Origin of the sequence: Neobacillus sp. 204, from assembly GCF_046562815.1 — a bacterium.
Lineage (GTDB): Bacteria > Bacillota > Bacilli > Bacillales > Cytobacillaceae > Neobacillus.
Window position 1 is genome coordinate 396,817 of the sequence record NZ_JBJORY010000004.1, and the last position, 21,030, is coordinate 417,846.

The 21,030-nt window shown below is 39.4% G+C and carries 20 protein-coding genes and 1 tRNA gene; 8 read left to right on the forward strand and 13 right to left on the reverse strand.

Features of this window, described 5'->3' with window-relative positions:
* Positions 1–3 precede the first annotated feature (3 nt).
* The 3 genes from gabT to ACJ004_RS11280 all read left to right on the forward strand — a co-directional run bounded on the left by gabT (position 4) and on the right by ACJ004_RS11280 (position 4,211).
* Positions 4–1,374: a 4-aminobutyrate--2-oxoglutarate transaminase gene (gabT, locus tag ACJ004_RS11270; RefSeq protein WP_410893048.1), complete on the forward strand. Its 1,371-nt coding sequence runs from the start codon at positions 4–6 to the stop codon at positions 1,372–1,374.
* A 38-nt stretch (positions 1,375–1,412) separates the two neighbouring features.
* Positions 1,413–2,834 (forward strand): NAD-dependent succinate-semialdehyde dehydrogenase, encoded by a 1,422-nt coding sequence (locus ACJ004_RS11275; protein WP_410893084.1) that lies wholly within the window; start codon positions 1,413–1,415, stop codon positions 2,832–2,834.
* Positions 2,835–3,086: 252 nt separating this feature from the next.
* A complete protein-coding gene (locus ACJ004_RS11280; RefSeq protein ID WP_410893049.1) occupies positions 3,087–4,211 on the forward strand; it encodes an HAD family hydrolase in 1,125 nt (374 codons plus the stop codon).
* A gap of 46 nt (positions 4,212–4,257) precedes the next feature.
* On the opposite strand, the gene serA is transcribed toward ACJ004_RS11280, so the two are convergent.
* Positions 4,258–5,901 carry a phosphoglycerate dehydrogenase gene (gene serA, locus ACJ004_RS11285; protein ID WP_410893051.1) on the reverse strand — a complete coding sequence of 548 codons (1,644 nt, stop codon included), beginning with the start codon at positions 5,899–5,901 and terminating at the stop codon, positions 4,258–4,260.
* 917 nt (positions 5,902–6,818) lie between these two features.
* On the opposite strand from serA, the gene ACJ004_RS11290 reads away from it, so the two are divergent.
* Both ACJ004_RS11290 and thrB read left to right on the forward strand, forming a co-directional pair.
* The gene (locus ACJ004_RS11290) at positions 6,819–8,114 is read left to right on the forward strand and encodes a homoserine dehydrogenase (protein ID WP_410893052.1); all 1,296 of its coding nucleotides are present in this window, start codon (positions 6,819–6,821) and stop codon (positions 8,112–8,114) included.
* Positions 8,115–8,185: 71 nt separating this feature from the next.
* The gene (thrB, locus tag ACJ004_RS11295; RefSeq protein WP_410893053.1) at positions 8,186–9,103 is read left to right on the forward strand and encodes a homoserine kinase; all 918 of its coding nucleotides are present in this window, start codon (positions 8,186–8,188) and stop codon (positions 9,101–9,103) included.
* Between the two features lie 146 nt (positions 9,104–9,249).
* Here the strand turns inward: thrB and ACJ004_RS11300 are convergent, their stop codons facing one another.
* Positions 9,250–9,393: a hypothetical protein gene (locus tag ACJ004_RS11300; RefSeq protein WP_410893054.1), complete on the reverse strand. Its 144-nt coding sequence runs from the start codon at positions 9,391–9,393 to the stop codon at positions 9,250–9,252.
* Positions 9,394–9,539: 146 nt separating this feature from the next.
* Between ACJ004_RS11300 and ACJ004_RS11305 the strand changes: the two genes are divergently transcribed.
* Together ACJ004_RS11305 and phaZ are read left to right on the forward strand one after the other, a co-directional pair.
* Positions 9,540–10,289, forward strand: a complete 750-nt coding sequence (locus tag ACJ004_RS11305; protein ID WP_410893055.1) for a glucose 1-dehydrogenase — start codon at positions 9,540–9,542, stop codon at positions 10,287–10,289.
* A 191-nt stretch (positions 10,290–10,480) separates the two neighbouring features.
* The gene (gene phaZ, locus ACJ004_RS11310) at positions 10,481–11,371 is read left to right on the forward strand and encodes an intracellular short-chain-length polyhydroxyalkanoate depolymerase (protein ID WP_410893056.1); all 891 of its coding nucleotides are present in this window, start codon (positions 10,481–10,483) and stop codon (positions 11,369–11,371) included.
* Between the two features lie 143 nt (positions 11,372–11,514).
* Here the strand turns inward: phaZ and ACJ004_RS11315 are convergent, their stop codons facing one another.
* The 4 genes from ACJ004_RS11315 to ACJ004_RS11330 all read right to left on the reverse strand — a co-directional run bounded on the left by ACJ004_RS11315 (position 11,515) and on the right by ACJ004_RS11330 (position 13,765).
* On the reverse strand, positions 11,515–11,832 hold the full coding sequence (locus ACJ004_RS11315) for a spore coat protein (protein WP_410893057.1): 318 nt from the start codon (positions 11,830–11,832) through the stop codon (positions 11,515–11,517).
* Positions 11,829–12,035: a hypothetical protein gene (locus tag ACJ004_RS11320; protein ID WP_410893058.1), complete on the reverse strand. Its 207-nt coding sequence runs from the start codon at positions 12,033–12,035 to the stop codon at positions 11,829–11,831. Before ACJ004_RS11320 ends, ACJ004_RS11315 begins: the two co-directional genes overlap by 4 nt.
* 79 nt (positions 12,036–12,114) lie before the next feature.
* Positions 12,115–13,014, reverse strand: coding sequence for a selenium metabolism-associated LysR family transcriptional regulator (locus tag ACJ004_RS11325; RefSeq protein WP_410893059.1), 900 nt, complete (start codon positions 13,012–13,014; stop codon positions 12,115–12,117).
* 175 nt (positions 13,015–13,189) lie between these two features.
* Complete coding sequence (locus tag ACJ004_RS11330) at positions 13,190–13,765, reverse strand: RBBP9/YdeN family alpha/beta hydrolase (RefSeq protein ID WP_410893060.1); 576 nt, start codon at positions 13,763–13,765, stop codon at positions 13,190–13,192.
* 159 nt (positions 13,766–13,924) lie between these two features.
* On the opposite strand from ACJ004_RS11330, the gene ACJ004_RS11335 reads away from it, so the two are divergent.
* A complete protein-coding gene (locus tag ACJ004_RS11335; protein WP_410893061.1) occupies positions 13,925–15,262 on the forward strand; it encodes a DEAD/DEAH box helicase in 1,338 nt (445 codons plus the stop codon).
* Positions 15,263–15,411: 149 nt separating this feature from the next.
* On the opposite strand, the gene ACJ004_RS11340 is transcribed toward ACJ004_RS11335, so the two are convergent.
* The 7 genes from ACJ004_RS11340 to ACJ004_RS11370 form a co-directional block, all read right to left on the reverse strand.
* Positions 15,412–16,548 (reverse strand): zinc-dependent alcohol dehydrogenase, encoded by a 1,137-nt coding sequence (locus ACJ004_RS11340; RefSeq protein ID WP_410893062.1) that lies wholly within the window; start codon positions 16,546–16,548, stop codon positions 15,412–15,414.
* A 17-nt stretch (positions 16,549–16,565) separates the two neighbouring features.
* On the reverse strand, positions 16,566–16,925 hold the full coding sequence (locus tag ACJ004_RS11345) for a spore coat protein (protein ID WP_410893063.1): 360 nt from the start codon (positions 16,923–16,925) through the stop codon (positions 16,566–16,568).
* Between the two features lie 15 nt (positions 16,926–16,940).
* The gene (locus ACJ004_RS11350; RefSeq protein ID WP_410893065.1) at positions 16,941–17,150 is read right to left on the reverse strand and encodes a spore coat protein; all 210 of its coding nucleotides are present in this window, start codon (positions 17,148–17,150) and stop codon (positions 16,941–16,943) included.
* Between the two features lie 132 nt (positions 17,151–17,282).
* Positions 17,283–18,821: a solute symporter family protein gene (locus ACJ004_RS11355; protein WP_410893066.1), complete on the reverse strand. Its 1,539-nt coding sequence runs from the start codon at positions 18,819–18,821 to the stop codon at positions 17,283–17,285.
* Positions 18,818–19,147, reverse strand: coding sequence for a DUF485 domain-containing protein (locus ACJ004_RS11360; RefSeq protein WP_410893067.1), 330 nt, complete (start codon positions 19,145–19,147; stop codon positions 18,818–18,820). Before ACJ004_RS11360 ends, ACJ004_RS11355 begins: the two co-directional genes overlap by 4 nt.
* 322 nt (positions 19,148–19,469) lie before the next feature.
* Positions 19,470–19,542, reverse strand: a tRNA-Ala gene (locus tag ACJ004_RS11365).
* Between the two features lie 81 nt (positions 19,543–19,623).
* Positions 19,624–20,319 carry an MgtC/SapB family protein gene (locus ACJ004_RS11370; protein WP_410893068.1) on the reverse strand — a complete coding sequence of 232 codons (696 nt, stop codon included), beginning with the start codon at positions 20,317–20,319 and terminating at the stop codon, positions 19,624–19,626.
* Positions 20,320–21,030: the final 711 nt, after the last annotated feature.

Genomic DNA, 21,030 nt, shown 5'->3' on the forward strand with positions numbered 1-21,030 from the left:
AAGGTGGAAAAGAAATATGTCAAGCTCCAAACAGAGATACCCGGGCCGAAATCAAGGGAAATATTGGAGCGGAGAAATAAATATGTCCCAAAAGGAATCAGCAATAACTGCCATTCCTTTGTAAAAAAAGCCCAAGGAGCCCTGGTAGAAGATGTGGACGGTAATTGTTATATTGATTTTGCTGGTGCTATTGGAACGCTAAATGTTGGTCATTCCCATCCTAGAGTAGTTAGAGCGCTTCAGGAACAAGCTAGTCAATTTATTCACACGGGTTTTAATGTGATGATGTATGAATCGTATATCGCTCTAGCTGAGCGGCTTTGCCAGCTTGCCCCGGGTGAATTTGACAAGCAGGCTGCCTTTTTTAACAGTGGTGCGGAAGCAGTTGAGAATGCTGTTAAGATTGCCAGGAAATATACAAAGCGTCAGGGAATTGTATCGTTTACAAGGGGATTCCATGGCAGAACATTAATGACAATGACGATGACAAGTAAAGTGAAACCGTATAAATATGGCTTTGGACCATTCGCTCCAGAGGTTTACAAGGCGCCATATCCCTATGTATACCGCCGCCCAGAAGGAATGAATGAGCAGCAATACAGCGCTATGATTATCGAACAATTTGAACAGTTTTTACTGGCCGAAGTTGCTCCTGAAACAATTGCTGCTGTTGTGATGGAACCTGTGCAAGGAGAAGGTGGATTTATCGTACCTGACAAAGCCTTTGTAAAACGGGTAAGAGAAATCTGTACAGAGCATGGCATCTTGTTTATTGCCGATGAAATCCAAACCGGGTTCGCGCGGACTGGAAAATACTTTGCCATTGATCATTTTGGTGTCGTTCCTGATTTAATTACGATATCGAAATCTATGGGAGCTGGTGTACCGATTAGCGGTGTGATTGGCAGGGCAGAAATTATGAATACCGCTGAAGTTGGTGAAATCGGTGGAACTTATGCTGGAAGCCCGCTCGGATGTCGGGCAGCGTTGACGGTATTAGATATCATTGAAAATGAACAACTTAATGACCGGGCCAGTAATATAGGAGACCGCGTTCTTGAAAAAATGCAACTTCTTGCGGAGCGTTTCGAAGGGATTGGTGATGTCCGCGGTCTCGGTGCGATGTGTGCAATGGAAATCGTCAAGGATAGACAATTGAAAACACCAGATAAAGAGGCAGTTGGAAAAATAGTGAAAGCTGCTGGTGAACGTGGCTTGATGTTACTAAGTGCAGGGATTTATAGCAATGTGATTCGCCTTCTTATGCCAATTACGATCACCGATGACCAACTTGAAGAAGGATTACAAATTCTTGAGGAAGCAATGGAAGCAGTGTATAAAAATGATCCTGCCATATCAGTTGGAGGGGAATGAAAATGGATATTATAAAGCAAAATTATCAAATCTATCCAATGTATCTTAATGGAGAATGGGTGGGCAATGATTACGAGATTTTAACTGAAATTATCAACCCTGCAACAAAGCAAGTTATCGGTGCTGTGCCAACAGGCGGCGCTTATGAAGCAGAACAAGCGGTGGATGCCGCCCATAAAGCCTTTAAAATCTGGTCGAAAAAAACAGCGGATGAGCGGTACCAACTCTTGATGAAATGGTTTTATTTAATTGAGACAAATAAGCATGAAATTGCTCGGATCATGACAATTGAGCAAGGTAAACCACTCAAAGAAGCTCTTGGGGAAGTTCAATATGCCAATGGCTTCATCTCTTGGTATGCCGAAGAGGGGAAACGGGTATATGGTGAAACGATTCCAGCAACCCATCCAAATAAAAGAATACTAGTTAGAAAAGAACCGGTTGGGGTGATCGCAGCGATTACCCCGTGGAACTTCCCAGCTGCAATGATTACTAGAAAAGTAGCACCAGCACTTGCAGCAGGCTGTACAGCTGTTGTGAAGCCGGCAAACCAAACACCTCTTACGGCATTAAAAATGGCTGAGCTTGCCCATGAAGCTGGAATTCCTGCTGGTGTGTTGAATGTGATTACTGGGAGGTCGTCAGAAATAGGCGAAGCGTGGCTGAAGGATCCCCGCGTGACAAAAATTACCTTTACAGGGTCAACAGAGGTTGGAAAAACGTTAATGCGCGGTGCTGCGGAAACTGTCAAGAAGGTATCGCTTGAGCTTGGTGGGAATGCTCCATTTATTGTGATGGATGATGCAAATCTAAAGAAAGCCGCTGAAGGGCTTGTGCAGTCGAAATTTCGAAATGCGGGTCAAACCTGCATTTGTACCAACCGCGTGTATGTGCACGAGGGGATTGCAGATGAATTTATAAAGCTTTTTCAAGCGGAATTAGAGATGCTAAAGGTTGGTAACGGACTTGAAGAGGGAACGGATATTGGCCCATTAATTGATCAAGCCGCTTATAAAAAAGTAGATGGTTTAGTTAAAGATGCAGTTGAGAAGGGTGGTAAAGTCACTTATAGCGGGCTCAAACCTGATGATGACAACGGCTATTTCTATGCCCCAACGATTTTGACCAATATTAATGATGAAATGGAATGTATGAAGGATGAAATCTTTGGCCCACTCGCTCCGATATCCATATTTAAAACGGAAGAGGAAGTTATTGAACGGGCCAACAATTCTTGTTACGGATTAGCTGCCTATGTGTATACAGAAAATTTAAGCCGCTCCTTTAGAATCACGGAACAGCTGGAGTACGGAATTATTGGCCTGAATGATGCCCTTCCTTCCGTCGTTCAAGCTCCATTCGGGGGCTATAAGGAAAGCGGTCTTGGACGTGAAGGTGGGCACTTTGGGATTGAAGAGTTCTTAGAAGTAAAATATATATCGATTGGTTTGGATTTATAGTAGCCTTTTATAAATTTCAGCTTGTCGGCTCCCCGTTAAAATTTTCAAAAACGCCTGTAAAAATTGATACTCATCCACCAATGCATAAAGGATAGATTGCAATAGGTAAGAGGAATATGTCATGTAATGGGAAATCCGGCACATGGCATATTTTTTTTAGTTTACCAACGAAAATAAATTTCCACTTCAAATAGTTCGCCTTACTGTGTTACGATAGCGTAATAAAGCAAAAAGGAAAAGAGGTTGGGGTAGTTGATTAAAACAATTTTATTTGACGTAGATGGGGTACTTTTAAGTGAGGAGCATTATTTTGATGCTTCTGCCTTAACCGTTTGGGAAATGTTGATCAGCTGTAATTACTTGGGGCTGGCACCTGAAAAATTTAAAACGAACTATAACGAAGACGAAATCAAAGAATTAAGAGAGCAAGTATTTGAAAAAGATAGTATTCTAAAGTTTATGAAATCACGCGGACTTAACGCCAACTGGGACATGATCTATCTATCATTCTGCCACCAGCTCATCCACCTGCTCTCACAAGTTAAGGATTATGAATTTGAGAAAATCAACAAATGGTGTCAGGCACCAATCAATAGAGAAACATTATTAGAGGTTGGCAAGGTGTTAAGCAATTATCGTATACAGATGGATTTCAGTTTGTTTGTGGAGGAGTTTGCGCGCTCAGAGGCAACCAAGCAGGAACTGTTTAATTATTTGAATGAATTGGCAAAGGAAAAGCTTGGGATCGATACTTCTATTTTCAAAAAGGGGGAGTTGTGGTCCGTTTGTGAGCATGTCTCCCAGGAATGGTACGTTGGAGATAACCATGTCTTTGCTTCAACCGGAAGACCATCCGTGCAAACCGGTAAAACAGGGTTTCTTGCAAATGAAACCACATTAGCACCAAGGCGGGAAATTGATGAGTTATTTCAATTCCTTAATGCAGAAGGATTCACGATTGGTATCGGGACTGGCAGGCCAGAACTTGAAACCATTCAGCCGTTTCAACATTTAGATTGGTTGAAGAATTTTGATGAAAATCGAATCATAACTGCTGATGACGTGCTAAAGGCGGAAGAACAGCTTCCAGAACGAATGTCGCTATCTAAGCCGCATCCATTTACATATATCATGGGTCTCCTTGGAAAGGAAACTTCGCTACAGAAGTGTTTAAATACGAGATTGCCGCTTGACAATGCTGAGACGGTTTTAGTAGTCGGAGACTCCTTGGCTGACTTATTAGCGGCAAGAAAACTTGGCTGTCAGTTTGCAGCAGTGTTGACCGGCCTCTCTGGAAAAGATGCCAGAAGTGACTTTGAAAAGCATGCAGCAGACTATATTCTAGATTCCGTACTCGATATTAAAGGAATTTTATAAGAACAAAAAAGAGGGATTGCTACTCATCGCAATCCCTCTTTTCTGCCTAAATGCTTTCCACCTTCTCTAATTCCATACGTCCGGGTTCAAATGTATCCACATTCGTTAACTCCAGTACTTGTGCTTCCTCGAGTCCATCAATTAATTTTAAGACATGAATCACATTGGCATTTAATGTTTTATCCACAGTTAATACCATGATTGCCTCACCGCCGACCTCCGTCCTGCCGACCTGCATCGTTCCAATATTGATCTGATGGTCGCCTAAGAGTGATCCTACCTTGCCGATCATTCCTGGAACATCACGATGCTTGATATATAATAGGAACTTTTCTGGTTTAACATCAATTCGGTATTGATTGATTTTTAGAATTCTCGCTCCATATCCGTTTAAGACCGTGGCGCCAATTTTTGCAGTTTCAGAACCATTCGAGACGCTAAGTTCCATATAATTGGCAAATCCTTTATTCGTTGCATTTTTAACGACATTATAAGAAACTCCTTGCTCTTTCAATAAGTGAAGAGCATTAATTAAATTAACAGAATCACTTAAATGATAAGATAAGACACCTTTTAACAAGGTACGAGTCAACAATTCTGTATCTTCATCGATTAGATCACCATAATAGTTGATTTCTATTTTGGCAGGGGCCTGCTTTTTTAATAATTGAATCACGAGCTGCCCCATCTGATCGCCAAGCAGTAGGTATGGCTGCAGTTTTGCCTGGGTTTCTCCTGACATTTGCGGCATATTTACTGCGTTTTGAATCGACTGAGATTCAAAAATCTCAATAATCTCCGCGCTTACTTCTTGTGCCACCTTTTCTTGTGCCTCTACTGTTGAAGCCCCGAGATGTGGTGTAACAATGATATTTGGATTCTCCAATAATTCTGGGTCTGCGACAGGCTCTTTTTCAAAAACATCCAGTGCAGCCCCTGCAACATGTCCTGACTGAATGGCTCTAACTAATGCCTTTTCGTCGATCACACCGCCGCGGGCACAATTGACAAATCGGACACCTTTTTTGGTTTTTCGTAAGTAGTCATCATTGATCAATCCTCTTGTATCATTCGTAAGAGGGGTATGGATCGTAATAAAATCTGATTCTTGAGCAATGAAATCGAGGCTTGCTTTCGTCATTCCTAGTTTCTTTGCTCGTTCTTCGGTCAGGTAGGGATCGAACCCTAAAATGTTCATCCCAAAGCTTTTTGCCCGTTTTGCCACTTCCGTCCCGATTTTCCCCATGCCGATAACACCAAGCGTTTTTTTGTATAATTCTACCCCTTTAAAAGAGTTACGGTCCCATTCTCCGGATACTGTCTTTTGATGGGCTTGGGGAATTTTCCTTGCCAATGATAGCATCATCGCCAAGGTATGCTCAGTTGCTGCAATCGTATTAGCGCCTGGTGCATTGATGACAATAATTCCCTTTCTCGTTGCCGCATTGACATCAATATTATCTACACCAACCCCTGCTCTAGCTATCACACGAAGACGGCCAGCTGCTTTGAGCAGTTCTTCACTTACTTTTGTTTGGCTCCGGACAATCAGAGCGTCGTATTCACCAATAATGGTCTTTAGTTCCTCCGTCGGCAGTGTTGGCTTGCGGTCTACTGTAAAATTTGGATGATCAATTAAGCTCTTCAACCCCGTATTGCTAATTCCATCGGTTACCAGTACTTTATACATGTTCGTAATCCTCCTTTATTTTCTAATAATGGCTATTTTCGCATAGATTGTTGTTTTTCGTATAAGTTCATCAACCCGGATAACTATTTGCTTCCGTGGCATCTTTTCGTAAGAACTTTTGCGAAAATTGCCTAGAAACTTAAGTTATGACCCTTATAAAGCTCCAAAAGCAACAAAGTTTACGAAAAGAGCCTTAATAAAAAACGCCCCTCATAACAGACAGATTCGTCTTGTTATGAGGGACGTGAATAATCGCGTGGTGCCACCCTCGTTTGCTGCAAAATGAAAGCAGCCTCAACAATTTTAACGGTTTCAACCGGGCATGACCTACTCAAAACTTTCAGCTGCCAGTTCAGAAGGGCTGGGCAAGGAAGCTATCAGAATTTATACATTGAACTCTGAAAGCTGTCTAGCTCCAGCGCCCAGCGACTAGTGTACTTCGCGCTTCTCCCTACGATAAGTCAACATCGAATCGCTATCGCTCTTCGTGTTTCCTTTATCTCAGTCGAAGCGCTCCAGTCCATACGTCGCTAAACGGGCGCTTTCGCTTTTCTTAAGAACCTGCACCGGTTCACAGCAACCACCGGTTCTCTGAAGCATCTTCTTAATGCCGTCTTCGTCATCACTTTTCATATAGAATTTACCTAATTGAGTGAAATTTCAAAAATCAACCGAATATAGGGATTATTCTACAACCATACCTTCAGAATTGTAAAGGGATAAAGAAGAAAAAATTTATAAATTTATGATGGAAAATTTTCCTCAGAAATAGTAATCCTTTATTGGTGCGGCAGTAACCGTTTACAGGGTAGAATAATAGAAACATATCTATTGTAAAAAAATAAAGAGAATCATATAATGTCTACAAGAGAAAAACATTTGTGCGTCTTACAAGGACATATATTGGAGGGGAAAACATGAAGGCAATCACGATTGGGTTATTAGGTTTAGGTACTGTTGGTTGTGGTGTAGTTAAAATCATTAAGAAAAATCAAGATAAATTAATCCACCAAGTGGGGTGCCCGGTTGTTATAAAAAAGGTCCTTGTTCAGGATTTACATAGAAAAAGACCAGTAGATATCGATGCAAAGGTTTTAACGTCAAATGCGGACGAAATTCTTTTTGATGATGAAATTGATGTAGTTATCGAGGTAATGGGCGGGGTCCAAGATACAAAAGATTATTTAATAACTGCCCTCCGACAAGGCAAGCATGTCGTAACCGCAAATAAGGATTTAATGGCGTTACATGGATCAGAGTTGCTAACCGTTGCTTCGGAACATGGCTGTGATTTGTTTTATGAAGCGAGTGTTGCTGGGGGGATCCCAATTCTCCGAGGATTAGTCGATGGACTTGCCTCTGATCGTATTAAACAACTAATGGGAATTGTAAATGGGACAACTAATTATATATTAACTAAAATGAGTGACGAAGGCCGTTCTTATGAAGAAGTCCTCAAGGAAGCACAAGAGCTTGGGTTTGCTGAGGCCGATCCAACCTCAGATGTTGAAGGTCTAGACGCTGCTCGTAAAATGACGATCTTAGCAACTTTGGGCTTTTCCATGCATATCGATTTAGAAGATGTCCAGGTTTCAGGGATTTCGAAGGTTACGGACGAAGATTTGCGCTATGGAAAGCAATTGGGATATACAATGAAACTGATTGGTTATGCCCATCGTGAAGGGGAGAAAGTTGAGGTTAGCGTTGCTCCTACTTTCCTATCCAATAATCATCCGCTTGCTTCTGTTCAAAATGAGTATAATGCGGTATACGTATACGGTGAGTCGGTGGGAGAGACCATGTTTTATGGACCAGGTGCCGGAAGTCTGCCAACTGCAACCGCTATTGTTTCAGACTTAGTTGCGGTAATTAAAAACCTAAGGCTTGGGGTAAATGGAAGAAGTGCGGTTACACCTCAATATCCAAAACAGTTAAAAGATAATGATGAAAAATACTCTAAATATTTTTTAAGAATCCATGTGCAGGACGAAGTGGGTGTCTTCGCTGATATCACCACCATTTTTGCAAAATATGGGGTCAGTTTTGAAAAAATCCTACAACTTCCTGTTAAGAAAAATGAAACATCAGAAATTGTTTTAGTCACACATCGAGCATCGTTAACTAATTATGATCAAATCTTATTAGAGTTAAATGACCTTCATGCAGTTAAGGAAATAAAAAGCGCGTACCGAGTGGTACGGAAATCGTTATGAGATGGTCAGGATTAATAGAGAGTATAAAGAATATTTACCAGCACACAACATATTAGAGGAGTTGTCCATGGATGACCCAAAATGATCGGTTTGTTATAAAAGTACCAGCAAGTACAGCAAATCTAGGCCCAGGCTTTGATTCAATGGGCCTTGCTGTCGATTTGTATTTAACGTTAGATGTTGAGAAAAGTGTAAAGTGGGAGATTCAGTCTGAAAGTGAAGAATTGATGGCCTTTCCAAAGGATGAGACCCATTTCATCATTCAAATTGCCATTAAAACGGCCGCGAACTATGGAATCGATTTACATCCATGCAAAATCAAAGTCGACAGTGACATTCCTTTGGCTCGTGGTCTGGGTTCAAGTGCAGCAGCAATTGTTGCCGGGATTGAACTTGCTGATTCAGTTGGCAGGATCGGTTTAACACAGCAAGAAAAGCTGCTGATCGCAACAGAGGTGGAAGGACATCCCGATAATGTGGGTGCTTCCCTTTTCGGGGGATTGGTCATTGGCTCCTATCAGCAAAACGAAGTAGACATGCTTAGCATTTCTAATATTTCTTTTGAGATGGTAGCAGTCATTCCAGAGGAAATTCTCTTAACAAAGGATTCTCGAGGGGTTCTCCCTACAGAATTTTCTCGTGAATCGGCCATTCAAGCTTCTTCAACTGCTAACCTTTTGGTGGCGGCCCTCTTAACGCAAAACTGGACTTTAGCAGGTAAAATGATGGAGCAAGATCTTTTTCACCAGCCATACCGAAAACCATTAATTAAAGCCTATCAGGAAATCGAAGAAAGGGCTAAATCACTTGGTGCGTTCGGAGTGGCACTGAGCGGTGCTGGACCCACGGTTCTTTGTTTTACAGAGAAAGGAAAAGGAAAACTTGTTGAAAAAGGGTTAAGAAGTGAGTTTTCAACGATGTCCACCAAAATTCTTTCTATTGATTATATTGGAAGCAGTGTTAAAACAGTGGAGAGATTTGTAAAATAATCTCTCCACTTTTAATTGGCATACCTTTGTAGGAATTGCTCAAATTCCTCCTTGTTTAAGGGCTTACTGAATAAGTATCCCAGCATCTATTGGATATTCATGAATGAGTCACAACTCTTTTGATATAGGAATCTGCTTTGAAGAATTTACTCTTTTAATCCTTCGAGCCATTCTTGATAACATTCATCACAAAGTACTTCATCTCTTTCTTGGTTTGAGGATATAAATGAAACGTAGTGAAGCTGTCTTTCTTGAATTTCATTGGTACAATAAAAACATTTTTCAGGCATAGGAATCCTCCTCTAATTAGTCTTATTAGATAGTTTTTACCCATATATCTTTTTATTACATAGAAAAAATCTCCACGTATGTTTTTAACTTATTTAGGGACGAAGATATGATTAGCTGGAAATGAAAGAAAGAAGGGTGGAAGATAATGGAGTTTTCGAATAAAGTAGTGATTGTAACAGGAGCTGCCAATGGGATTGGCCGAGGTGTGGCTCATGCCTATGCCGAAGCAGGTGCTAATGTCGTACTGGCAGATGTGGACTTAGAAACGGGTAATCAAACTACGGAAGAGATTCGTAATAGAGGAGGTGACGTCCTATTTATAAAGACAGACGTAAGAAAGGAAGAAGACGTCATTCGGCTAGTTAACCAAACAAAACAGACCTTTGGGAAGATTGATATATTAATTAATAATGCAGGTAAAGGTGTGTTTAAGTTTCCTCTCGAATTAACAATCGAAGAATGGGATGATGTGATTCATACGAATTTAAGAAGTGTTTTCCTCTGTTCTCGCGAAGTTGCTAAATATATGCGGGAGAATGAATCCGGTGGGGCAATTGTCAATATCGCATCAACGCGTGCACTTATGTCAGAACCAAACTCGGAAGCCTACGCTGCTTCAAAAGGAGGAATTGTTGCGATTACCCATGCTTTGGCAGCGTCCTTAAGTGAAGAACGAATTACGGTCAATGCTATTTCTCCTGGTTGGATCCATAATGGGGATGATTCACAACTAACAGCTATCGACCATGAACAGCATTTCTCAAAACGTGTAGGTAAACCAAGCGATATTGCCCGTGCTTGTTTGTATTTAACCAATCCAGAAAATGACTTTGTGACAGGTATTAACTTAGTAGTGGATGGTGGCATGACGAGAAAAATGATTTACGAGGAGTAGCAGATAAGTAAAGCAATGTTAATGGGGAATATACAGTTTGTTCTCCTTTTCACTCGTACACATATCAGTCATAATATGATAAAATAGTGTAAATATTCAGAAATCATAAAAGAGGGCTTGTTTTGGAAAAAGTTCGGCACTTGCTTTATTTATGAGCGACGAAAAAAGTACCAGTGGAAAGGGTGATTAGGATGTTTACTGTAACAATGAAGGATGTTCACTTGTCGAATGGAGAGACGCTGTCCTACCGAGAAAGAGAAGGTGGGGAAACAAAGGTATTGTTAATCCACGGAAATATGACATCCTCGAAGCATTGGGACCTTGTACTTGAAAATATGGATGCCAAATATAAACTCTATGCGGTTGATCTGCGTGGATTTGGCAGCTCAAGCTTTAACAATCCGGTGTTGTCTATAAAAGATTTTTCAGACGATGTAAAGCTGTTCGTTGATGAAATTGGGTTAACGGACTTCTCCATTGTAGGCTGGTCAACTGGCGGTGCGGTTGCAATGCAATTTACCGCTGATTATCCTGAATATTGTAACAAGCTAATACTATTAGCATCAGAATCAACAAGGGGCTATCCATTTGACGGGAAATTAAATGAAAATGATGAACCCAGGAGATTTGCGTTACATGAAGAGATTAAAAGGGATGTTACGAAAACTATCCCTGTCCAAACCGCCTATGACACGAATAATACTGAATTATTGAAGCTCATTTGGAATTCTGTGATTTATACGCATAACCAGCCTGCACCTGAACTTTATGACGAGTATGTTCAGGATATGAGAACGCAGCGAAACTTAGCGGAGGTGCATCATTCCAACAACACATTTAATATTAGCCATCATCATAATGGACTTGTTGAAGGCAGTGGTAAAGTAGATGATATAAATGTCCCTGTACTGGTGTTACGGGGAGAGAGAGATTATGTTGTAACTGCGGAAATGACGAATGAATTGCTAAATGATCTAGGGAAAAAAGCTAGATTTATTGAATTAAAGAACTGTGGACACTCCCCCTTAGTAGATGATCTTCCACAGTTTTTGAAAGCGATTACACTGTTTTTAAATGAGTAAGATAGTTGCATCTTGAGTGAAGGAGCGATTAGTCGGTGGGATGGGAATTGGATTCTCATGTTGGAAAAATAGACAAAAAGAAATTAAGAGAAATGTGTACCATCCTTTAAAGGGAGAAACCCCAAGCTTCTCCCTTTTTCTTATTAGTTCGAGGCATTTTCTTTTTTTTGTGCAAGATTCAATGCCGTGTCTGACAACGATAAGTCAACTTTTAATTGTTCACCCAAATCATGGGGATGATAGTAACCCTTAGCAATCATATAGGCGGTAATTTTATCGTGTGTGGCAATCGCGTCATTTAATTGGGCTCTTAAGACCGATTTTAATTCTGGTGTTGCCGTTTCCGTTATGGCAACAGCATAATTTCTTACGCCCTCTTTCGCTGAAATGAGAAAATCAGTGGCAATGACTTGGTCAGTCATACCGCCCATTCCCATCATTTTTTGGATCAAGTGATTCACTGCTGTTCCCTCCGATTAGTCAAAAACTGCTGTAGCTGTTGAATATGCCGAATTCCATTGGTAACATCGTCTGATAGAATGGCCCGAAGTTCTTCGTCTTGTGCTAAAACACTCATGGTTGTAGATTTGGTTAAGCAAAGATTTTTAATGGATAGTAATTCATGAAGGTCTAAGGTTTCATGAAGGCCGAAAAGCTTCGTCATTTATTTTCCCTCCAAGGCGAAAGTACATTATCTTGTTTAGATTTTCTTAGATTCTTCATGATTATGCATCTGAGCCATCTTACGTAGGCCGAGAGCCAGCCATATCCAAGGCACCTTCAATAAATAATTTTGATAGCAGCGATTGAGTTTTATTTATGTTGTAGATTAGATAGAAATATCGTTCATCATCAAAACCATTGATTTCATGCATCTTAAGCATGTTTTGGCAGGAATATTCTCTTGCGGCGATTTCGGAAATAATCGAAATAGCTATGTCCTGTATGACAAACTGCATCAAACTTTGTCCGCTTTCCGTATAAGCGATGATGTTTAATTGATCCTTATGAATGTTATTCTTTTTAAGAAAACGCTCCAAAAGTGCATTTGTTCCTGAGTTAGAATTTCGCATTACGAATGGATATTTTAAAATATCTTCAATCGCAACTGGGCCAACAATTTCGTTTTGGTTCGATGTTACCAGGACTAATTTTTCTTTTAATAAAGGAATATAGCGAAGTTTATCGTTTTCATATTTATCTCCCAAAATGCCGACATCGACAGAGCCATTTAGTACTTTTTCGGCAACGGTTTTTGAAGAGGATTGGTTGATATGGAATGTCACTTCGGGATACTGTTCCCGAAATTGCTTGACCATCCTTGGGATCATAAATTGTCCAGGAACAGAGCTTGCTGCAATCCGAATCATGCCTCGAAGGTCCGTCATCCCCTCTTTTATATCGAGCAATGCTTGATCTTTTATGAGTAAGAGTTTAAGGGCCCATTGATACAAACGTTCCCCCTGTGGAGTAAGAATACTATCTCTTCCGACTCGATCAAACAGTTTTATATTGAGCATTTTTTCTAAGGCCTGGATGTGAGAACTAACCGTTGATTGACTTAGAAAAATATCATCTGCTGCTTTAGAAAAGCTTTTGTGTTCGACCACCTTTGTAAAAACATACAACTGATGCAAATCCATTCCTATCTTCTCCTCGGATATTCATATAATCGATTAATCGGCATTGGTAAAACAGATAGATCAAATTGAGTTTATTATATCATTTCCTGATTATGAAATGGATGGAGGGCTGTGTAGTTTTGACTTATGTCTAACCAAATAAAAAGAAGGAGTGAAAGTTTTATCACTCCTTCATTTAGACAGTTAAAGAAAACTCTTTTTTCGATAGGCATAAATCTAAAATCCCTGGCCATTTCCCGTATCCGGACTGTGTATTTATATGTCCTGCATTTGGGAGGGAAATGGAAGGGTGGCCAAGGTTTAAAAAGCGGCTTGAATCCTCGAGGCTGCAATAAGGATCATTAGATGAATGGATAAATAATGTATTCTCAGCTACTTTCTTTAGATTGTTTCCATCCAGAGGTACAGGATAGAAGGATTTTGCTTCAGTGAGAATATGGGTTGGAGAAGGTGGTGCAACTAGAATAACTTGCTTGGCCATTTGTTTGTTTTGAGTAGAAGCATAATGGAGCCATAGTAAGCATCCTAGACTGTGTGTAATGATAGTTAAATTATTTTCTTCTGGTATTGTCCTTAGTGAGCTAGTCAATTCCTCTAACCAAACGCTCTTATTAGGTGAATCAAAGTTTGGAAAGGTTGGATATTGTACATGATAATTCCTTTTCATTAATTCCTGTGCCAGCCAAGTTTGCCAATGATCAGGTCCACTCCCGCCTAATCCATGAATGATAAGAAAACTGTGTTGATCCATTTTATCCCCACCTTAAAATTTAATTTATACTATTCCGATGAAATAAGTTGGTTTTATTAAATTATAATTCTTTTATATAAAAAGGGCAACCATCATTTGCTTTTGAAAGGAAAAACAATCAATATTATGGGATAGGTTAAATAGAAAGTAGGGGTATTTTTGTCAGATTTTTTATCATTGGGTATTTCAGGACAAATCGTGGAAAAATTGCGTGGTCAGGGGATCGCAAAACCAACACCGATTCAAGAACAAGCCATTCCTTTAGTGATGAATGGCAGCGATATTATTGCACAGGCACAGACGGGGACAGGGAAGACGTTTGCCTTCATTCTGCCGATTTTAGAAAAAATTAATCGTGAGGCGGAGAATGTTCAAGCGCTGATAGTAACACCGACACGAGAGCTAGCTTTACAAATAACAGAGGAGATTGAGAAGCTAGTCTCTGATCTAACAGGAGTCGATGTCCTAGCAGTATATGGCGGCCAGGATGTTGATAAACAACTGAAAAAATTAAAAAGGGGAATGCAGATTGTCGTAGGAACACCGGGACGACTTTTGGATCATATTAGACGAGAAACTATCAACTTATCTGAAATTGCCTATCTGGTTTTGGATGAGGCAGACCAAATGCTCCATATTGGGTTTCTCCATGAGGTGGAAGATATTATTAGAGAAACGCCCGTAAGCAGACAAACGATGCTTTTTTCAGCAACAATGCCACCCGAAATTCGCAAACTAGCAAAAAAGCATATGCGTGAACCGGAATATATTCAAGTTGAAAAAACGCAGGGACCAGCTGAAAATGTTAAACAGATTGCGATTCATACGACTGATCGCGCTAAACAAGCCACGCTTATTCAATTAGTAGAAACGTATCGTCCTTTCTTAGCAGTTATTTTCTGCCGGACAAAACGCCGAGTTAGTAAGCTGTTCGATGTGCTGAAAGTGAATGGCTTTCCTTGCGATGAATTACACGGTGATTTGTCCCAGGCAAAGAGAGAGCGGGTGATGAAGCGTTTTAGGGATGCAGAGATTCAATTACTCGTTGCTACTGATGTAGCCGCAAGAGGACTTGATGTAGAGGGGGTCACCCACGTGTTTAATTATGATATCCCTGAAGATACTGACAGTTATGTTCATCGAATAGGCCGAACAGGCAGAGCAGGTATGAGCGGATTAGCGATTACTTTTTATACATCAGACGACCGGCCTATGCTCAATTTGATTGAAAAAGAGTTAAACATAACGATTAAAAAACAAAATCTTGGCAATGCGGAAGTGGAAAAAGAAAATACCAAGGATCCTAAAAAATCTCCTTCTAATGTCCAAAAAGAAAAACGGGAGGTTAAAAAAAATCAGCATAGGGGCTCGAATCGACAAGGAACCAAATCCCTTGCGAAAAGCGGAAACAAGGAGAGGTCCTTTAAGAGAAAAGAAACGACTGCTTATAAATCTGAAAGAAACAGTAGGAATACAGGTTCAGGAAGAAAAGGATAGAACAAATGCACTGGAACTTAAATTATTTATGGGATTATGACTAAGTCATAATTCCTTTATATTTTTTTGATTCATAATAAAACCCAGTTTAAAACTAAAAAAATAGCTAAAAACTGAGTCTAAAAGAGTATGCAAAATATATCCCTCTATTATGGTTTCAACACCACTTTAATACATCCATCCGTTCTCGTATCAAACACTTCATAACCATGTTTGGCTTGTTCCAGCGGCAATACATGCGTAACAACATCGCCTGGATCGACTTTTCCCTGTGCAATTAAATCGTATAAAAATGGCATATATGGAATTACAGGGGCTTGTCCCATTTTTATGTCGATATTCCGTTGAAAGAAATCCCCTAATGGAAAACCGTTATACCGACCGCCATACGCGCCAGTTAATTGAACAGTTCCCCCTTTTCGGACTGCCTGAGAAGCAATAACAATACCGCCCATTGCTCCACCATGCAGCTTTAAACCAGTGGCAAGAAACTCCATAGGAGACATTTTCCCACTCATCCCGGAGCAATCGATAACGATATCCGCTCCTCCTTGGGTAATCTCTCTTAAATATTCTCCAGTATTGTCATGCTGTTCAAAATTAACCGTTTCAACTTTATTTGTACGTTTTGCATGCTCTAAACGATAGTCAATATAATCGACTGCGATAACCCTTTTTGCATCATTATACCAAGCAAATTTCTGGGCTAACAATCCTACTGGACCACATCCAAGAACAATTACGGTATCATCAGGTTTAACTCCAGCATGATCAACACTCCAATAGGCAGTTGAGCAGGCATCCGCCAATGTTACTAACTTTTCATCCTCCACTTCACAGTCATCCGGAATCTTAAAAGGCGTAAAGTTCCCATAAGGGACGCGCATATATTCTGCTTGACCACCGGCATATCCACCCATGGTTTCAGAATAACCAAAATATGCCCCCATTTCACCATGAGGATTTGAATTATCACACTGACTTGTAAGGTCATTATTGCAATACCAACAATGGCCACAGCTTACATTAAACGGAATGATTACCCGATCTCCCTTTTTTAACTTGGTAACCTCAGGACCGACTTCTTCAACCACACCCATTGGTTCGTGCCCAATGACATAGTCGGTTGGTAAATTAGGAATCATTCCATGGATTAAATGCAAGTCGGACCCGCATATCGCGGAAGTTGTAATTTTTATAATAATATCATCTGGATTTTTAATAACAGGATCCTTAACATTAGTGACTTCCACATTTTTAATACCTTGATACGTAACGGCTTTCATTAATACAATCCCTCCTTTTATTTATTTGGTGTTGCAAACATACCGCCACGATCAGTATCAATAGGGTAAAGGTTTAATTGGGCAATTTGCACTGCCGTCTCAGCACTTTTTATATCAATTGGAAACTGTTCTTTAAAGTTATGAGGATGGAGCCAGCCATTTTTTATCATTAAATCGGATATTTCTCCATGTAAATCGATGGCGGCTTCCATTTGACTGTGTAGTACTTTTTTGAGTTCAGGATTTGCCGTTTCTGTTATTGCAAAACCGTAGTTTCGAATGCCGCTTTTTACGGATAATAAAAAATCAAGAGCAAAAGATGAATCCGCTAAATTGGGCATTCCTTCTGCATTCCTAGGATCTAAATAATCTTCCATAAAACTCAACTCCCATTATTGTAGTAATTGACTCTGCTTATAAAATGGTAGAAGTTCATTAATATCTTTAATGGATTGTTGAACGTCTTTTTCCATTAATCTCTTTAATTCATTATTAAAGCATATTCCTTGCATAAATTTTGACCGGAGCAAGCAAACCGTTTTAAAATTAAGAATTTCATGGGTTTCCAAGGTCTCATGTAAAGCCAGTATTTCCTTTTCCATTTACTCACCTCCAGATAGTTAAACATAAATAATTTCCCCTTTTCTGCTTTCCATTTATGCACAATAAAATATTGGATCTAGCACATACGAAAAAAAAAATGGAACTGAAAATAATTCAGTCCCATTCGTTTATTATCCACCAATTTTAATCCCCGTATTCGATTTTACCAGTACTTCTTCATATCTCTTCACATCTGCTTTTTGGCTTGAGAAGATGGTTCCAAGGTATCCTGCAATAAATCCGAGTGGAATCGAAACAATCCCAGGAGTTGAATAAGGGAACCACGGTTCGCCTACAAAAATGGCTTTTCCTACTTCCGGGCTGAAAACATTCGGGCTGACGATCACCAGGCCGATTGCTGATATAAGCCCAACTACCATAGCCCAAATTGCACCGGTTGTATTGAAGCGTTTCCAGTAGATTGTATAAAGAATTACCGGTAGATTTGCACTTGCTGCGACCGCAAAGGCAAGTGAAACCAGGAAGGCAACATTAAGGGTTTGTGCCCCTAAAGCAAGAATAATAGAGATTACAGAAACGCCAACTGCTGCCCAGCGAGCCATACCCACTTGCTGCTTTTCGGTTGCTTTTCCTTTTTTAAGGATAACGTTATAGAAATCATGGGCAAATGCAGAGGCTGCTGTCAGAACAAGACCTGCTACAACAGCTAGTATTGTTGCAAAGGCTACTGCTGAAATAAAAGCAAACAGCATATTTCCACCAAGTGCCTGTGCTAAAAGTGGAGCAGCCATATTTCCTGCCGGGTTGGCAGCTACAATCGCACTATTCCCGACAAAGGCTGCAGCACCGAAGCCAAGGAAGATAGTCATAACATAAAAGATGCCAATAATCCATGTGGCATAAACGACCGAGGATCGAGCAGTTTTGGCATCCTTAACCGTAAAGAAACGGACAAGAATATGTGGAAGACCCGCAGTGCCAAGAACTAGTCCCATGTTTAAGGAAATCGTATCAAGGCCAATTTTGTATTTTACACCAGGATTTAAGAAGGTTTCCTTTAATGGTGTTGCGGTTTTCATTTGTGCAAACATATCGGTAATACTCCAGTTAAATTTGGCAAAAACAATAATCGAAATTACTAAAGTACCGCCCATTAAAAGAATGGCCTTAATTATTTGTACCCAACTTGTTGCATGCATTCCTCCAAAAATAACGTAGACAGTCATCAGAACCCCAACGATTAAAACTGCTGTGGTATATTCTAAGCCTAATAATAATTTAATAAGTGCACCTGCACCAACAAGCTGTGCGATCATATAAAAAATTGAAATCGTAACCGTGTTCATGGCAGCGAAACCACGGACTTTCTTGGCATCAAATCGAGCTGCAATCATATCAGCAAATGTATATTTTCCAAGATTTCTTAGTGGTTCAGCTACTAAATAAAGGACAACAAGATAAGCCACGAGGAAACCAATACTATAAAAGAATCCATCAAAGCCTGTTAAGGCGACTGCACCGGCTATTCCCAGGAAAGATGCTGCGGACATATAATCCCCCGCAATCGCTAGTCCATTTTGCCAACCAGTTAGACCCCCGCCAGCTGTGTAGAACTCACTAGCATTTTTTGTCCGTTTTGAAGCGTAGTATGTAATAACTAACGTTACAAAAACGATACATAAAAACATGGTAAAGGCTGCAGTATTCATTGGCTATTTCCTCCTTCTTGGATGACTTTAGTTGCTAATTCATCAAATCTTGCTGCTTTTTTCGAATAAATCATGCATAAAACCCATGTCATAACGAATTGTAAGAAGGCGAAAACCCATGCCCAAGTAATGCTGCCGATAAACTTGTGATTTAACACCGTTGAATATGAAGTTAATATTGGTAAAGCAAAGTAAAAACAGAAAAAGAATATGGTGACTGGGATGATGAATTTTTTCTTTTCGGAGAGTAATGTTTGAAAAGATGATGACTGAACAATCGAAGTGTAATCGCTTTCAGAATTAACTTTAGTTTTTTTTGCCCCCATGGAAGCTCCCCCTCTCGGATAAAACCCTTTGTTTAAACTGAGGTGAAAATAAAGACAATGCTGATTGGTCATTTGCTGAGGAAAAAATAAATAGTGGATTTTTGATCGTTACTTTGTTGAGAATCCTCCTTTAAATACAGATTTTTCTAAAATTTTAAACTGCAATCATAATTTTATTATAGTAATAAGGTGATTTGCAATAGAAAGTTTTAAAAAAAGGTAAAAATACCCATTGGAGATAAATGTTGCAAGGACGTTGGATGGTTTTTAAGCTTTTGAGGAAAAAAAAGAAAACCTCTGCATCGCAAAGGTTTTCGAATAATGGAGAATAGGGGGCTCGAACCCCTGACCTCTTGCATGCCATGCAAGCGCTCTCCCAGCTGAGCTAATCCCCCGAATAATTGGTACAAGAAAATTATATCTGTATTATTAAATTCTTGCAAGAGGAAATTTAGTTAAGGAAGAAATTTTTTTGATTAGCTGATACTTTCAATTTCTACTTTTTGAACACCTTCTAAATTTGAAACAGAGGCATACACATCTGTAGTCTTATCCCGGTAATCTACGGCAACCAATATTTGAACGAGATGGTCTCCGTTGTCTAAATCCTTAATCTTCAGTCTACGAACAATATAGTTTTTATCTAATAAAAAAGAAATAGCTTTTTCAATTTGACTTTGATCCCTAATAAAAAGTTGCAGCATAACTTCTTTTTCCCTTAATTGCTTCGGCCCAATAATTTTCATTAAAAAGGGGACAAATTCCACACTAAGAATAAGTAATGCAACCCCTGCGAATGCTTCAATGAAAAACCCAGCTCCCACTGCAATGCCAATTCCTGCTGCACCCCAAATCATTGCAGCTGTAGTTAATCCTGAAATACTATCATTTCCCCGTCTTAAGATCACACCTGCACCTAAGAAACCAATACCAGAAACAATCTGAGCGGCTAAGCGGAGAGGGTCCATAGTAATTTTGACATCATCTGATTCCGGAAACATGTACGCTGATTCAATGGATACAATCGTCAACAGACAACTCACAACAGAAATAACCAGACTCGTTTTAAGACCCACCGGTTTCCTTTTTAATTCGCGTTCAAGACCAATAATAAGTCCAAAAATAGCAGAAACACCTAACTTAATTAATATTTGGATATCGTCACTACTCATATCAATTCACGTCCAATTATATAGTCTTTGACTGGAATTTTGCTTCTTTGAATAAGGCTCTTTTCGTAAACTTTGTTGCTATTGGAGCTTTATAAGGGGCATTTACTAAGTTTCTAGGCAATTTTAGCAAAGACTCTTACGGAAAGATGCCACGAAGCATATAGGTATACGGGTTAATGAACTTATACAAAAAACAACAATCTATACGAAAATAGCCTTGAATAAATAATCCGATTGTATAAAAAAAGAATTCCTTACTTAATTCTACACATAAACGATTATCTAATGGAAGAACCAGAAATATTCTTTTGTTTTAATTATGAGTTTCAAATTTAAATCGAAATGAAGCCTTACAAAGTCACTTAATTATATGATTAATGTGTTCAAAAAAGGATTAAACATATTATTTTTAAATTCCTTCAATTGGTAAAAGGGTGTTTGCTTTACAAAAAGAAATTGGGTTTCGAAAAAAATATAAAATTATATTGCAAACATTTATTTATCATGGTATATTAAATCTCGTCCTCATCGAGAGCGTCAACAAATGAAAAAAGAAATTAAAAAAATGTTGACACCATGATTTGAGATGTGTTAAATTAGTGAAGTCGCTTTCGAGCGATTGAGTGATTTGTTCATTCTTAATAGTAATTGTTCTTTGAAAACTAAACAAACAAAATCGTGCAAACAAACAATAAATTTAGTTTCAATTAC

Bases quoted from the DNA above. Each gene is read 5' to 3' on its own strand.
- ACJ004_RS11350 (WP_410893065.1), bottom strand. From the start codon at position 17,150: ATGGAAAAGGAAATACTGGCTTTACATGAGACCTTGGAAACCCATGAA.
- ACJ004_RS11290 (WP_410893052.1), top strand. From the start codon at position 6,819: ATGAAGGCAATCACGATTGGGTTATTAGGTTTAGGTACTGTTGGTTGT.
- ACJ004_RS11360 (WP_410893067.1), bottom strand. From the start codon at position 19,147: ATGGGGGCAAAAAAAACTAAAGTTAATTCTGAAAGCGATTACACTTCG.
- ACJ004_RS11305 (WP_410893055.1), top strand. From the start codon at position 9,540: ATGGAGTTTTCGAATAAAGTAGTGATTGTAACAGGAGCTGCCAATGGG.
- serA (WP_410893051.1), bottom strand. From the start codon at position 5,901: ATGTATAAAGTACTGGTAACCGATGGAATTAGCAATACGGGGTTGAAG.
- phaZ (WP_410893056.1), top strand. From the start codon at position 10,481: ATGTTTACTGTAACAATGAAGGATGTTCACTTGTCGAATGGAGAGACG.
- ACJ004_RS11300 (WP_410893054.1), bottom strand. From the start codon at position 9,393: ATGCCTGAAAAATGTTTTTATTGTACCAATGAAATTCAAGAAAGACAG.
- ACJ004_RS11275 (WP_410893084.1), top strand. From the start codon at position 1,413: ATGTATCTTAATGGAGAATGGGTGGGCAATGATTACGAGATTTTAACT.
- thrB (WP_410893053.1), top strand. From the start codon at position 8,186: ATGACCCAAAATGATCGGTTTGTTATAAAAGTACCAGCAAGTACAGCA.
- ACJ004_RS11370 (WP_410893068.1), bottom strand. From the start codon at position 20,319: ATGAGTAGTGACGATATCCAAATATTAATTAAGTTAGGTGTTTCTGCT.
- ACJ004_RS11320 (WP_410893058.1), bottom strand. From the start codon at position 12,035: ATGACGAAGCTTTTCGGCCTTCATGAAACCTTAGACCTTCATGAATTA.
- ACJ004_RS11340 (WP_410893062.1), bottom strand. From the start codon at position 16,548: ATGAAAGCCGTTACGTATCAAGGTATTAAAAATGTGGAAGTCACTAAT.
- ACJ004_RS11355 (WP_410893066.1), bottom strand. From the start codon at position 18,821: ATGAATACTGCAGCCTTTACCATGTTTTTATGTATCGTTTTTGTAACG.
- ACJ004_RS11330 (WP_410893060.1), bottom strand. From the start codon at position 13,765: ATGGATCAACACAGTTTTCTTATCATTCATGGATTAGGCGGGAGTGGA.
- ACJ004_RS11325 (WP_410893059.1), bottom strand. From the start codon at position 13,014: ATGGATTTGCATCAGTTGTATGTTTTTACAAAGGTGGTCGAACACAAA.
- ACJ004_RS11345 (WP_410893063.1), bottom strand. From the start codon at position 16,925: ATGGAAGATTATTTAGATCCTAGGAATGCAGAAGGAATGCCCAATTTA.